The organism is Noviherbaspirillum sp., assembly GCF_035254685.1.
Lineage (GTDB): Bacteria > Pseudomonadota > Gammaproteobacteria > Burkholderiales > Burkholderiaceae_D > Noviherbaspirillum.
Map to the genome: position 1 here is coordinate 13,838 of NZ_DATFAI010000016.1, position 13,706 is coordinate 27,543.

The window sequence follows — 13,706 nt, forward strand, 5'->3', positions numbered from 1 at the left end:
TTCAACGAAACGATAGTGAGGCAGGCAATGGACCATGACATGCCCGAGCACCATCGGGGCAAGAGCGGCAAGGGCGGGCAGACATTTTTTCCGCCGCGAGGCACGAAGAAGAACATCCTCGTGGTGACGCGCGGCCACGCTTTCGTTCGCGATGCGTTCTACGCGGTGTTCGAAGACAATCCGGAGATTGAATGGTCCGCTGTCGAGCATCCTGCCGCCCAGCTGATGTTCACGTCGTCCGTCGCGCGGCATTTTGACTGCTATGTGCTGTACGACATGCCGGGCATCCAGTTCAAACGCGAGGGCGACGGCGTGCCGCGCTTTTTCGAACCGCCCGAGTTTTACAAGGATGGTTTGCTGGCGATGCTGGATGAAGGGGTGCCGCTCGTGATTCTGCATCATGCCTGCGCAGCGTGGCCGGCCTGGCCGGAGTGGGCAGAAATCGTGGGCGGGCAATTCCTTTATCAGCCGATGAAGTCACGCGGCGTCGAAAAGCCCGACTCCGGCTATCGGATCGACGTCAGGCACACGGTATCCCAGGTTCTTTCACATCCCATCACCGAGGGCGTGGAGCCCTTCGAACTGACTGACGAACTGTACCTGTTCGAGGTGTTTGAAGACGCGGTCATTCCCTTGTTTCGCAGCGACTTCACGTTCACTGCCGAGAATTTTTATTCCGCGAAGCTCGCCCTGGCTGGCCGCATGAATGCCAATGAAGGCTGGCAGCACGCCCCCGGCAGCAACCTGGTCGGATGGATCAAGCGCTACCGCAACAGCCCCATTGTCTACCTGCAGTTTGGCGATGGACCTGCCTCTTATTGCCACCCCAGTTTTCGCAAGGTGCTGGGCAACGCGATACGCTGGGCATGCTCCGAAGATGCGCGTCGATGGGCGCGGCAATCCGCGCGCAAAAGTACGATGGACGTGGGCGCATAGCTCTTCGGAACCTGGCCTGCTCACGGGCCGTACATATTTCTATTCTTGAAACATCCCCGCGTTGCCACGCAGACTCCTCTTTCTTTCGATTGACCATTTGTCGCCTTGATGATGTAATTGGTTGTGTGGTTAATGATCATTAATTAATAATCGCGCTGACAAGAGATGACGCATGAAGATGACGCAAGAAGGGAAGAGGAGAACCAATTGATTCTAGCCAGCAAGAAAGCTGCGGCGCGCCGTTCCGGCCAGGCCAGCCGCGACCAGTTGCTCGAAGAAGCGGCCAGATTATTTGCGTTGAAGGGACTGCAGCAGGTCACGCTCGCCGAGATCGGCGCCGCCGCCGGCATGTCCGGGCCCGCCATCTACAATCACTTCCAGTCGAAGAATGCGCTGTTCATCGAGACCGTCTGCATGATGTACGAGGAAGAAATTGCCGCGTTCAGTGAATTGCTCGACCCGCTCGATTCGGTCCATGACGCCCTCGACCGGCTGCTCGACAACGTTCCGGAGATGTACCGCGACGACGGCGTCCTCCAGCTGCTCGGCCTCACCGCGCAGCTCGAAGCCGTGCGCAATCCCGAACTGTTCGCCCCGATTTCACGTGCAGTGCGCGAGCGGGACGAAGTCGGAATCCGCCTCGCGCGGCGCGCGAAGAAAAAAGGAGAATTGCCCGCACACGTCGATGCCGACGAGTTGGGCGCCATGATCATCGCGTTGTTCGTCGGTGCCCTGGGGAACCGCTCCCTGCAATCACCACTGAAGAAGGATTTCGCGCGCAGTGTGGAGACGCTGCGCCAGCTGCTGCAGATGAAGCGGCACGTCAAAGCCAGGTAGCCCCCGAGGCACATTGGTCCTGCACATCCAACCCGACAAGGAAACCCGCCATGAACGCTCCCGAGACCACCATCCCCGCCGTACCGGAACAGTCAGATGCTGCGCCAGACTGGGCCGAGATGCGCCGCGAGTCGCGCAACAAGCTGCGGCGCCGGACCATCGAGCACATCAGGAACAAAACAACCGATCTTGCCGAGGCTGCGCTATTGCTCGACAAGAGCGTCTACACCGACCCGGCGCGTCATGCGGACGAAAGGCGCGTGCTGTTTCAGGAGCGGCCGATCCTGGCGGCACTCAGCGGTGACCTGCCGCAGCCTGGCGATACCTTCCTCTTCGACGAAGTGGGCCCGCCGATCCTGGTCGTGCGCAACAAGCAAGGCAAGGTCAACGCCTTCCTGAACATGTGTACGCATCGCGCCGCCAAGCTGGTCACCGAATGCACGCGCAAGAATCGCATGAGCTGCAAATTCCACGGCTGGACCTTCGACCTCGATGGCAAACTGGTCGGCATGCCTGGCAAGAGCGGCTTCGCCGGCATACAGCTCGCCGAGCGCAATCTCATCCCTGTGCCAGTGGTGGAGTGGCACGGCCTGATCTTCGTGCGGGCCGTGCCCAATGGCGCGCCGATCGATGTCGAGGCGCACCTCGGAAAGGCATTCGCCAACGAGCTGGCGCATCTCGAACTGGAAAAGGCCGTGCCGATGAAGACGACGCGCATCGACGTCAACAGCAACTGGAAGTACGCCATGGACACCTATGGCGAAGGCTATCATTTCGCCACCCTGCATCCATCGACCATCGGCGCGCTCGCGTTGTCGAACATCATGAGCTACGACAATTACGGTCCGCATCACCGTCTTGCCATGCCGCGGGCCGAATTCCTCGAATACTGCGACAAGCCGGAATCCGAGTGGCCGGAAACAGGCTACAACGGCCTGTATTACATTTTTCCCAATGTGGTCATCAATGCCAACAGCATCGCGGGCGGGCGGCAATTCTACGGTGTGTCGCGCGTCTTTCCGTGCGAGCGCGTTGACCAGGCGACCACACTGATCACGACTTACAAACCCGGCCAGATGCTCCACGACACGGAAGTGGAGCCGTGGACGCAAATGCATGACTTCATTCACAAGGTCGTGAGTACCGAGGACTACTCGGTGTCGGAAGAGGGGCAGCACAATCTCAACTATGCACCGGACGACTTCAAGCCGGTTCTTGGCGCCAACGAGATCGCGCTCCAGAACATCCACAAGCACATCGCCACGCTGCTGGCGGCAGAGAAAAAGTAATTGTTTGCAGGGCACCGTGCGCACGGTGTCCGCGCCCTCCCGACTTCCCCCGGCTTCGGAATTTATCCGGAGAATCGCCCTATCTGGTGCCTATTGCCGTCGATATAGGTAAAATTGTCGGCTTTGGATGTGCACGACATATTTACCGGTGCAATACGAGCAGCAGATTGCCGCTCCGTCAGCGGACGCGGATGATCTGGCGGGGTAGATATGTCGTTGACCTCACGGTGTTTTCCCGAGATGGCGCCATGTGCCAGTCTCGAAATTAAGGGCCTTTGTCTATGACCAATGAACTGTCCACAGCCATTGAGGAACTCGCACCGGACGGATTGTCCCCCCGCCCGGACAGCCCCCAGGAACAGAAAAGCTCGAAGATGCGCGAGAGCATCCTGGAGGCGGCGCTGGATTGCATGGCCGAGTACGGGTACGCCAGCACCACCCATAACCTGGTCTGCCAGAAGGCAAAGATTTCCCGCGGCGCGCTGCTGCATCACTATCCGACCACCCAGGACCTGATGGTTGCCGTGATCGACTACGCGTTCTACAAGCACATGAAGATCTTCAGCCAGACCGTGGGCCGTCTGACCGATGAAGACCGGAAGGATCGCAACACGGCCATCGCGATCGACTGGCAGCAATGCCAGAGCCGCGAAATGATGGTCTACATGGAAATCCGGAGCGCTTCGCGAACCAATCCCGAGCTGCGCGCGATTTTCCTGCCACGCGCGCGCCATCATGACCTGGTCTGGAAGGAAGAGCTGCTGAAGGTGTTTCCGGAGTGGCGCAACGACATGAGAAAGCTCGATCTCAGCCGCCGCCTTGCTCGTTCCATCATCGAAGGCCTGGTCATGAGCCGTGAACTGTCGCGCGATACTGAAGCGGAGTGGACCCTGCTGACCTTCACGGCGGATCTGCTGCGCAAGATCCGCATCGGCGACGTGAAGTTTCCCGCCCCCGACGCTGTTGAAGCGTTCAAGGAAGCGGCATCGCAACCGGCCAAACGTCCCCGGGCCACGGCCGCCAAGTCAAACAGCCGGTCCCGCAAAAGCGCGGCCTGAGCACCCAGGGGCGCCGCAACCGATCGCGGCGCCCGGCGCCATCCGGCACCTGCCGCCATAGCGCCCAACTCCACGATATCAACCGTCCCGGGCCCCGCTTCAAGGCGCGATCAGCCGGGCGTTGCCAGGTGCTGCAATGCGGCCATGTCACGCAGCTTGATGCATCCGTACTGGCGTTCAACCAGTCCGTCTTTCTCCAGCTCACCCAGTACCTTGTTGATGCTCTGACGACTCGTTCCCAGCATCTGGCTCAACGCTTCCTGCGACAGATGCAACATGCCGCGTGGCTCTTCCACCCGGCCTTGCAACATGTTTTGCGATATCAGCAGCAAACGCCTGGCCAGCCTTTCCTTGAGAGATTGCAAGGCATTGCTTTCCAGGAGAAGCGTCGAGAGTCGAATCCGCTGGCAGAGCAGGGGGATGAAATACCGGTACAGTTCCGGTTGAGCTTCAAGCAGGGCGGTCAACTTTTCGGTCGGAATGACAAGCAGCCAGGTATCGCCCTGTGCGCTTGCGTCGTAGCCGCGCGGCGATCCTTCCAGCGCCGAGGACTCGCCGAACGAGGTTCCAGGCTCCAGCAGCGCCAGCAAGGCCTCCCGTCCATCTGGCGCAGAACTGGTCGCACGTATGCATCCCTCGATGACCAGATAGATTCCATCCGGCTGATCGCCCTTGCGGTGCAAGACCGCGCGGTCGGGCAAGCGGCGTTCGCAGGCCATCTCCGCCAGCTTGTCCGTTAGTGTGGAGGGCATTTTCTGGAACAGCGGATTGCGCAGCAGCAGATGGCGCCGCCTGGAATTCTCGCCAAGCGTAAGAACTTTGACAGTCTCGGATGACATCGCTCGATATACTGGTTTCAAATAATTAACGGGACGGCAACCGTGAAAACAGCGCAAGACCTCATTCATTCAGAGGTTCAGCAGCAGCTTTCAGACAGACGATGGCAGACGCGGCGTGGGCTGGCAGCCCGTCATCGGCCGATTTCCTTGTTGCGCCGGAATGGAGTCCTCCATGCGCCTGCCCTGGCCAAGGTGCAGAGGACAGATCAATCCCTGGTCGATCTCGCTTGCTTGATGTTCGGCGAGATTGCCGCGTCCAGCTTCGTCAAGGTCGGCGTTACGGCAAACAGGTTTCTCAACAGCCTGAGCGGCGTCACCCCATTCGACCTTCCGGCCCCCACTGCCGCGCCAAATCTTCAAGTCCATGTAGTGCCGCATCCCGACCACACCGCATTGCTCGCTGTACCGACCCAGCAGTTGGGGCATCGCCTGCCGGAGCATTCTTTCATCATGACCTTATCAAGGACTCTACCATGTATCAACACCTGCTCGTGCCAACCGATGGCTCCGAACTTTCGACTCAGACGATCGGAAGCGCCGTCTCCTTTGCAAAGGAGTCCGGTGCGAGGATCACCTTTTTCCATGCCGCGCCGGACTTTCTCGCGACCAGCGAGGGCGCGCTTCTGCTCAGCGCCGCGCCGACCATCGTTTCCGAGCATCTTGCCGGCGGCGCGCACGCGATCCTGATGAAAGCTGAAGCCGCCGCGCGCGCTGCCGATGTCCCTCACAGGTCGCTTTACACCGTTTGCGACCGGGCACATGAAGCGATCATCAGGGCGGCGGAAGAACAGGGCTGCGACCTCATTTTCATGGCGTCGCGCGGCCCGAAAAGCATAGGCGGTCTGCTTCTCGGTTCCGAGACGCTCAAGGTGCTGATGCATTCAAAAATTCCTGTCCTCGTTTCCTCTGTGTCGCGCAACTCGACGACGCCGCAGATGGATAAGGCCATCGCCATCATCCAGGACGAACACCGGTCGCTGGCTGCCGTGCTGCATGCATTACGCAACCTGCCGGGCGCCATCGCCGAGCACGGGCGGGACGCCGGATTCTCGCTTGGCATTCAACTGATGCAATACATCAAGGAATTCCCGGAAAAGCTCCACCATCCGAAGGAAGACACGTATCTGTTTTCCAAATTGCGCCAGCGCACACATGCCACCGACGAAACCATCGCGAAGCTCGAGCAGGAGCACGCCGACAATAAGGCGCTCGACGCCGTGGAGGCAGCACTGGCAACGTACAGGAAGGAGGGCGATTCCGCGATGGACGGGTTTATCGAGGCAGTCGACGCCTACGCGGCCTCGCAATGGAAACACATGGCGCTGGAGGAAGGCGTCATTATTCCTGCTGCGCGCACCTTCCTGAAGGAGGAAGACTGGATCGACATCGCCGAAGCGTTCGGCAAGAACGGCGATCCGCGCTTCGGCATCGCACTGAGCGAGGAGTTCCGTGAACGTTTTGCAGCGCTGGCGCGACAGGCCCAGCCCATGCTCAAATCCTGAGCATCGGATGTCTTCACGGTCGGCGCCGGACAGCGCTGACCATCCTCCTCCTTGGCGCTCAAACGGACGCGGTCGACGTCCGTATTTCCAGGTGGTCGCCGGCTGATTCCTCCTGACGGGATGGCGTGCTGGCCCGACTCCGTTCACGTCTTAACTCCGCATCAAATAAGCGCGCACGGTCGCCGGGTACAGGCGGCTCCCATTCCTTCCGCGCAATCCCAGTTTATTCAGGTGCGCCGCAATGGACGCGAAGGTCTCGCCCCTTGCACGGCGTTCTGCAATGCACTCGAGAACCGACGCAAAATCCCGCTCGCTGGGACGCGTTTTCTGTGCATGGGTAGTCCTGCGAGGTGCCTGACACATCGAAAAACTCGACAACTGCTGCAGCATGAACTCGGTAGGTGCCATGTGTTCACTTCGCTCTGTGGTGTGAGATCCGGATTGCAGATCGGCTGTTTCGTGGCGATTGACCTGGTCGGGCGAGCGCCCGTCCTGCATGCAAATTTGCATGCTTCGGTCCGCCTCCTTCGTGGTTGGCCCGAACAATGGTTTGCTTCGAGTCCTTGATGTTGCGGGTCTTGCAGCGCACGCGGTTTCGCATGGCTGGAAATACAAAAGTATAGGGAGCGTGAAAGCCCGCAATCAATGGCAGGAACCGTCAACAATGCTGGAAAATTTGGTCAATCCGGCGTTGTTACCGTGCGCGCTTGCTTCGTCTTGCTCGCGCCATGAGACGAAAATCACTCCGCCACGGATGCGCCGCGGCGTGAGCGATTGCCAAGTGCAACACCGATATGATCAATCTTCCCACCAAAGTTGCTCTTTTTTGTCATCGTTACATTGCCCCGCGTTTTCTATACTTGAGCCGGATTTCTCTGGCAATCATGCCCGCCAGGGAACATGTTCTTTCGCGCCGGACTCCTGCCTCGTGGCCAAGTCTTTTGCAGACGCGAAAAATCGTTTCCCATCTCTTTTCCTGAATCGATATGAGTCAATACGCGCCTCCCTTGAACGACGTTGGTTTCCTGCTCAAGCATGTGTTCGATTTCAACCGGCATGCAGACCAATGCGGCTTTGACCTGGACAGCGATACGGCCTTGGCCATTGCCGAAGAGGCTGGAAAATTCGCCAGCGAAGTCATCGATCCGATCAATCGCCAGAGCGATACGCAGGGTGCACGGTGGAGTGATTCTCGCGTCACCACGGCCGAAGGCTTCAAGAAGGCCTACCACGCGTTTTGCGAGGGCGGATGGAATGGCCTGCGTTTCCCGGAGCAATACGGTGGACAGGGACTGAGCAGCGTCATCGCGACCACGGTGGACGAGATGTGGCATGCCGCCAGCGTCAGTTTTGCGCTTTGCCCGATGTTGACGAACGGTGCTGTCGAAGCGCTCCTGACCGCGGCCAACGATGAACTGAAGGCGACGTATCTGACGAAGCTGGTCAGTGGCGAATGGACCGGCACCATGAACCTGACTGAGCCCGGTGCCGGCTCCGATCTCGCCGCAGTGCAGACGAAGGCGGTGCCGCAGCCGGACGGCACGTACCGCATCAGTGGCCAGAAAATCTTCATCACCTACGGCGAGCACGACTATACCGACAACATCGTGCACCTGGTCCTCGCCAGGACGCCGGATGCGCCCAAGGGCGTGAAGGGCATCTCCCTGTTCGTGGTACCGAAATTCCTTGTCAATGCGGATGGCACGCCGGGAGCGCGCAACGACGTGCGCTGCAGCTCGATCGAACACAAGCTGGGCATCCATGGCAGCCCGACGGCAGTGATGCTGTTCGGCGAGAACGACGGCGCCATCGGCTACCTGGTCGGTGAGGAAAACCGCGGACTTGAATACATGTTCATCATGATGAACGAAGCCCGCTTCTCGGTGGGCCTGCAAGGACTGTCGGTCTCGTCGCGCGCCTACCAGCATGCGCTCGCCTACGCGCAGGAGCGCGTGCAGGGCAGGGCGGTGGGCGACGAACCCCGTCCCGGTGCGACGATCATCCGCCATCCTGACGTACGCCGGTTGCTGTTGTCCATGAAAAGCAAGGTAGATGCGATGCGCGCGTTGGCCCTGTATGTCGCCATGCAAAAGGACGTGGCGCATTCAGCTGCCGTCGGCGCCGATGTGCGCAAGGAAGCGCAGGCCAGGATGGAATTGCTGGTGCCCGTGCACAAGGGCTGGCTGACCGAGACGGCGCAGGTCGTCACTTACGACGCCGTGCAGGTGTTCGGCGGCATGGGCTTCATCGAGGAAACCGGCGCAGCGCAGTATTACCGCGACGCGCGCATCCTCACGATTTACGAGGGGACGACCGCGATCCAGGCCAATGACCTGGTCGGACGCAAGACGATTCGCGACGGCGGCCGTGCCGCGTTTACGCTGATCGACAGCATGCTTGCCAGCGCCAGCGCATCGCAAGCGGAAGAAAACGCCTGCGTGCGCAAGGTCGCAGGACAATTGACTGCGTCGTGCGCGGTACTGCGCACGACGGTGCAATGGATCCTGGATAACCAGGCAACCGGTTCGCGCAACGTCTATGCAGGCTCGGTACCTTACCTGGAACTCTGGGGAACGGTATGTGGCGGATGGATGCACCTGTTGCGCGCACAGGCTGCGCTGAACGCCGATGTGGCGGCGGACACACAGCGTGCGACCCTGCTCTCCGCACAGTTCTACGCCGAGCATATTCTCGGCCGGGCCGACTCGCTGGCCTCCACGGTCACGGCGGGCGGACAAAGCCTGCTGGACTTCCCGGATACCGCGTGGTTGGCATGACGACGGCAACGCACCACCAGATTCAACGAAAGGGAAAAACATGTCGGAAAACCTGATCCTGACGCGCCAGGAAGGACGCGTAGGCATTATCCAGTTGAACCGTCCTGCACAACTGAATGCGCTGAACGATCAACTCATGGACGAACTGGGCGCGGCATTGTTGCGCATGGACGCGGATGAGAACACCGGCTGCATCGTCCTCACGGGGAGCGCCAAGGCATTTGCCGCCGGCGCGGATATCGTGGCGATGCAGAGCAAGACCTACGCCGAAGCGTTCCGCAGCAACTTCATCAGCCGCAACTGGGAAACCATCCTGCGCGTTCGCAAGCCGGTGATTGCCGCCGTGGCGGGATTTGCGCTGGGCGGCGGATGCGAACTGGCGATGATGTGTGACTTCGTCATCGCCGCAGACAACGCCAGGTTCGGCCAGCCGGAAATCAAGCTGGGCATCATCCCCGGCGCCGGCGGAACGCAGCGCCTGCCGCGTGCGGTATCGAAAGCCAAGGCGATGGACATGGTGCTGACCGGACGCATGATGAATGCAGAAGAAGCGGAGCGTGCCGGGCTGGTGTCGCGCATTGTCCCGCTGGACAAGCTGGAAGAAGAGGCGTTGGCTGCGGCAACCGTCATTGCCAGCATGTCGCTGCCGAGCGTCATGGCCGTCAAGGAAGCAGTCAATCGCGCCTATGAGAGCACGCTATCGGAAGGCGTGCTGTTCGAGCGGCGCAACTTCCATGCCCTGTTTGCCACGCATGACCAGAAGGAAGGCATGCTCGCGTTCATGGAGAAACGCAGCCCTGCCTTCAGGAATGAATGACACTTCACTGGCGCAGCCAGGACCCGGAATCCCCCGATTTGAACAAGCATAAGGAGCACGAGAAATGACGATACATGTAGTGGGAGTAATTGGTGCCGGCACCATGGGCAACGGAATTGCGCAAGCATGCGCAGCTGCAGGCCTCGCCGTCACGATGGTGGATATCAGCGAGGAAGCGCTCAAGCGCGGCGTGGCGACGATCAGCTCCAGCCTGGACCGCCTCGTCAAAAAGGAAAAGCTGTCGGCAGCGGAGAAGGACTCCATCCTTGGCCGCGTGAAGACGAGCACACAGCTTGCCGATATCGCCAACGCGGATATCGTCATCGAAGCCGCCACCGAAAACGAAACGATCAAGCTCAAACTGCTGCGCGACATTGACGGCTTGCTGAAGCCGGAAGCAATCCTTGCGAGCAATACCTCCTCAATTTCGATCACGAAGCTTGCGGCGGCCGTGAAGCGTTCCAGCCAGTTCATCGGCATGCATTTCTTCAATCCGGTTCCGGTCATGGCGCTGGTCGAGCTGATCCGCGGCCTGCAGACCAGCGATGAAACGCATGCACGCGTGGAAGGCCTCGCGAAGCAATTGGGCAAGACTTCCATCACCGTCCGAAACAATCCCGGCTTTGCGGTCAATCGCATCCTTTGCCCGATGATCAATGAAGCGATCTTCGTGCTGGCAGAAGGATTGGCGAGCGCGGAAGACATCGACGCGGGAATGAAGCTCGGCTGCAACCAGCCGATCGGACCGCTTGCGCTGGCGGACATGATCGGCCTCGATACACTGCTTGCCGTCCTGGAAGTGTTCTACGAGGGATTCAATGATTCGAAGTATCGCCCGGCACCGCTCCTGAAGGAGCTCGTCGCTGCAGGCTACCTCGGGCGGAAAACCGGTCGCGGTTTTTACAAGTACGACTGAGAAAATTGCACGTTGCCGGACGCGTGTCCGGCAAGCCGCCGGCACCAGGAGGCATTCTCTGCTCCAGGAAAATCCGCCGGCGAGCGCTTGCCGCGCTCAAACTAATGCATCCCTCCCATCATCGTCGTCATCATCCCCGTCGCGGTATTGGCCGGCATACCAGCGTTTTGCATGGCGGTCTGCATCGAGGCAAGGGAAGTCATGTCCACCATCGGCATGGTGATGGCGCCGTTAGGCTGCACGATCGGCAGGCTGACGCTGGTCGGATTCTGGGTCATCAGCGCTGACATCACTGCAGCCATTTTCACCGGATCGGGTGTGGCATAACCGCTCATCATGCTGTCCATCGCCGTGACCGCGCAAGCGATCTGTTGGGATGCAGTGGTGCCGGCGACGTAGCATGGCACGCCGCTGGGGTCGACCAGCAGACCGGAGTTCCTGGCAGCCAGCGAAACCCGGGCCAGTTGTTTCACCATGTTCGATTGCATGGTCAGCATCGCCGAGTTGGTTGCATCGTTTTTCAGATTCATCATCGGCATCACGCTCAGGTCAATGCCAAGCCCTGCCATGGCGGTCTGCACCGCGGCCATCGCCGCATTAATGGAGGCCGCATTCATGGTCGTCTTGCTCGCCGCATTGGCCGCGATCTCGCTGAATGGTGTTACGTACACTGTTGTCGTGCCCGACACGGACGGAGCGACTGCACGCATTGTCATGTTGTAGGGAATATCGAGGCCGGTCGTTTCATCCACCATCATGCTCGTGGAAGTTGGCATCACCTTGATCATGACCGGACCGGCATAACCGTCCTGGAACGAGACGCTATAGGAACCGTCGGAGCCTGTGGTCGTCGAGGCACAGGAACTGTCCGGCTCGGGCGTGCCGTTCATGATTCGGCACACAAGGACCTTTGCCTGCTTCACCAGACCCTTGGAAGCGGTTCCGGTGACCGATGTGGCACTCGCCGATCCGGCTGAAGCGCCTCCACCGCCGCATCCGGCGAGCGCTGCGCTCAGGGAAGCGATGAATGCCATGTTCAGTATCAGCATTGTGCGCGTGCTCATCATTGCTACTCCCAGTGGAAGAAGATCGAGATCGTCCAAATCAGTGCGGTGTCACGGTGTGGATCGCTGCACGCCTTATTGATATCCGGCAGTGGTCCTTCGACGAGAGGAAATGTTCATTCGCGATAAGCGTCTTTACTCGTCTTTACTAGCCGTCGATTGATTCAGCATAAACCGCAATTCGAGATGTGCCGGAAAACGAAGAATCCGGTCATTAAAATTCTTTGACACTGGTCAACCATTTCCAATCCCGCGGGATCGGACGGTGCACTCCTGCAAGATCTGATGACGCGACGTCGCGCGGGCGTGTTGGCGCGAATCCGTCCCGGTCGCCAGCGCTTCATTCCACTGTTTGAACAAGAACAAAGGGGAGCCACTCATCGTCGCTACGATGAACAGGCCCCGGATAAATCCGGGGACGCCTGCTTGAATGAGCGGATGATGTTCACATGGAGGGCATGCAGTAGCAACACGGGGTGAAGCGTGCGCATTGCCGGGACGTCTATCGATCGCTCAGCCTGCACATGAGCATGAAGATGTCCTGAGTATCAGGATCCATCTTGCGCTGGCTTCGATGTGCGAGCGATAAACGAAAGGACATTTTCATGAGGAATAATTCCACGATATTTCATGCGCCATTGATTGCAGTGATGTCGCTATCGATGCTCCTTGCACCGGGTGCCCGCGCCGAGGGTAACCGTGCCGCTTCACTGGGAGGGCATGCGGCGGAACTCGAGCAGGTCAAGCGCGGCTACGAGATCGTGCCGTCAGGCGTCCAGCTGAACCTGGCCGGCAAGAATCGGGTGCTGGTCGGCCTGGGCAGTTATATCGTCAACACCGTCGGCTGCAACGATTGCCATACCCATCCATCTTATTTGCCAGGCGGCGACCCGTTCATGGGATTGCCGGAAATGATTAACTTTCAGCAATATATGACCGGTGGCCGTCAGTTCGGTCCTGTGACCTCCGCTAATCTCACACCGGACGGCACCGGCAAGCCAGCCGGTTTGACACGCGCCGAATTCATCCAGACGCTGCGCACCGGGCACAATCCCAACGATCCGCCGGGACAGATCCTGCAGGTCATGCCCTGGCCGACTATCGGCAAGATGACTGACCGCGACCTTGCAGCGATCTACGAATACCTGAGCGCGCTTCCGTCGTTGCCGGATAATCCGGCTCCCGGGCCGTAGAAGCCGCGTTGCAAGGGCAGGTGCGAAGCGGCGATGAACCGTGTTCTCATCGTCGCCGCTCATGATGCCGTTGATGAAAATCAATGAAGAGATGTGTTGTCCCGCCGGATCAAATCCGGTCGCCGTTACCTTGATATCCTTGTGGCAGCAGGAGAGATGATTCTCCTTCCAACCCATTCGTGAGCTGCCATGAGAGACCTTGTTGCATCGCTTAGCCTTGTTGCGCTTTTGACGGGGTGCGCCTACGAGCCGTCCGACTGGTATGGCATACCTAAAGCGACTCCGGAAAAGCAGCACGCAAAATATACCGAAGACTCCGCGCATGGAGACGCGCTACCGCTCGTATCGGCCTTGCATGGCGATAATTCCACGAGAAAGCAGGGATTCGGGAAGTAAACCGCGCAATCGGTGATTCTGGCGCAACGGCGCTATTACTGCTCCCGTGTCCGACGTCATGCAGGAATGGAAAAACCCTCCG

Annotated in this window: 11 protein-coding genes; 9 read left to right on the forward strand and 2 right to left on the reverse strand. The window is 59.4% G+C overall.

From position 1 onward, the window contains the following. The first annotated feature begins 27 nt into the window (after positions 1-27). The 4 genes from VJ698_RS03825 (at position 28) to VJ698_RS03840 (ending at position 4,120) form a co-directional block, all read left to right on the forward strand. A complete protein-coding gene (locus tag VJ698_RS03825; RefSeq protein WP_324101361.1) occupies positions 28-936 on the forward strand; it encodes a ThuA domain-containing protein in 909 nt (302 codons plus the stop codon). A gap of 207 nt (positions 937-1,143) precedes the next feature. Next, positions 1,144-1,773: a TetR/AcrR family transcriptional regulator gene (locus VJ698_RS03830; RefSeq protein WP_324101362.1), complete on the forward strand. Its 630-nt coding sequence runs from the start codon at positions 1,144-1,146 to the stop codon at positions 1,771-1,773. A gap of 50 nt (positions 1,774-1,823) precedes the next feature. Continuing rightward, positions 1,824-3,062 carry an aromatic ring-hydroxylating dioxygenase subunit alpha gene (locus VJ698_RS03835; protein ID WP_324101363.1) on the forward strand — a complete coding sequence of 413 codons (1,239 nt, stop codon included), beginning with the start codon at positions 1,824-1,826 and terminating at the stop codon, positions 3,060-3,062. Between the two features lie 281 nt (positions 3,063-3,343). Further along, on the forward strand, positions 3,344-4,120 hold the full coding sequence (locus VJ698_RS03840; RefSeq protein ID WP_324101364.1) for a TetR/AcrR family transcriptional regulator: 777 nt from the start codon (positions 3,344-3,346) through the stop codon (positions 4,118-4,120). 110 nt (positions 4,121-4,230) lie between these two features. On the opposite strand, the gene VJ698_RS03845 is transcribed toward VJ698_RS03840, so the two are convergent. Then, the gene (locus VJ698_RS03845; RefSeq protein ID WP_324101365.1) at positions 4,231-4,959 is read right to left on the reverse strand and encodes a Crp/Fnr family transcriptional regulator; all 729 of its coding nucleotides are present in this window, start codon (positions 4,957-4,959) and stop codon (positions 4,231-4,233) included. A gap of 227 nt (positions 4,960-5,186) precedes the next feature. Between VJ698_RS03845 and VJ698_RS03850 the strand changes: the two genes are divergently transcribed. From VJ698_RS03850 to VJ698_RS03865, 4 genes are all read left to right on the forward strand, one after another. Beyond that, entirely contained in the window at positions 5,187-6,461 is a 1,275-nt protein-coding gene (locus VJ698_RS03850; RefSeq protein WP_324101366.1) for a universal stress protein, read from the forward strand. 986 nt (positions 6,462-7,447) lie between these two features. Continuing rightward, the gene (locus VJ698_RS03855) at positions 7,448-9,238 is read left to right on the forward strand and encodes an acyl-CoA dehydrogenase (protein ID WP_324101367.1); all 1,791 of its coding nucleotides are present in this window, start codon (positions 7,448-7,450) and stop codon (positions 9,236-9,238) included. 40 nt (positions 9,239-9,278) lie between these two features. After that, a complete protein-coding gene (locus VJ698_RS03860; RefSeq protein WP_324101368.1) occupies positions 9,279-10,055 on the forward strand; it encodes an enoyl-CoA hydratase in 777 nt (258 codons plus the stop codon). A gap of 64 nt (positions 10,056-10,119) precedes the next feature. After that, a complete protein-coding gene (locus tag VJ698_RS03865; protein ID WP_324101369.1) occupies positions 10,120-10,971 on the forward strand; it encodes a 3-hydroxybutyryl-CoA dehydrogenase in 852 nt (283 codons plus the stop codon). 101 nt (positions 10,972-11,072) lie between these two features. On the opposite strand, the gene VJ698_RS03870 is transcribed toward VJ698_RS03865, so the two are convergent. Next, entirely contained in the window at positions 11,073-12,038 is a 966-nt protein-coding gene (locus tag VJ698_RS03870; protein WP_324101370.1) for a hypothetical protein, read from the reverse strand. 602 nt (positions 12,039-12,640) lie between these two features. Between VJ698_RS03870 and VJ698_RS03875 the strand changes: the two genes are divergently transcribed. After that, positions 12,641-13,228 carry a hypothetical protein gene (locus VJ698_RS03875; protein WP_324101371.1) on the forward strand — a complete coding sequence of 196 codons (588 nt, stop codon included), beginning with the start codon at positions 12,641-12,643 and terminating at the stop codon, positions 13,226-13,228. Positions 13,229-13,706 lie beyond the last annotated feature (478 nt).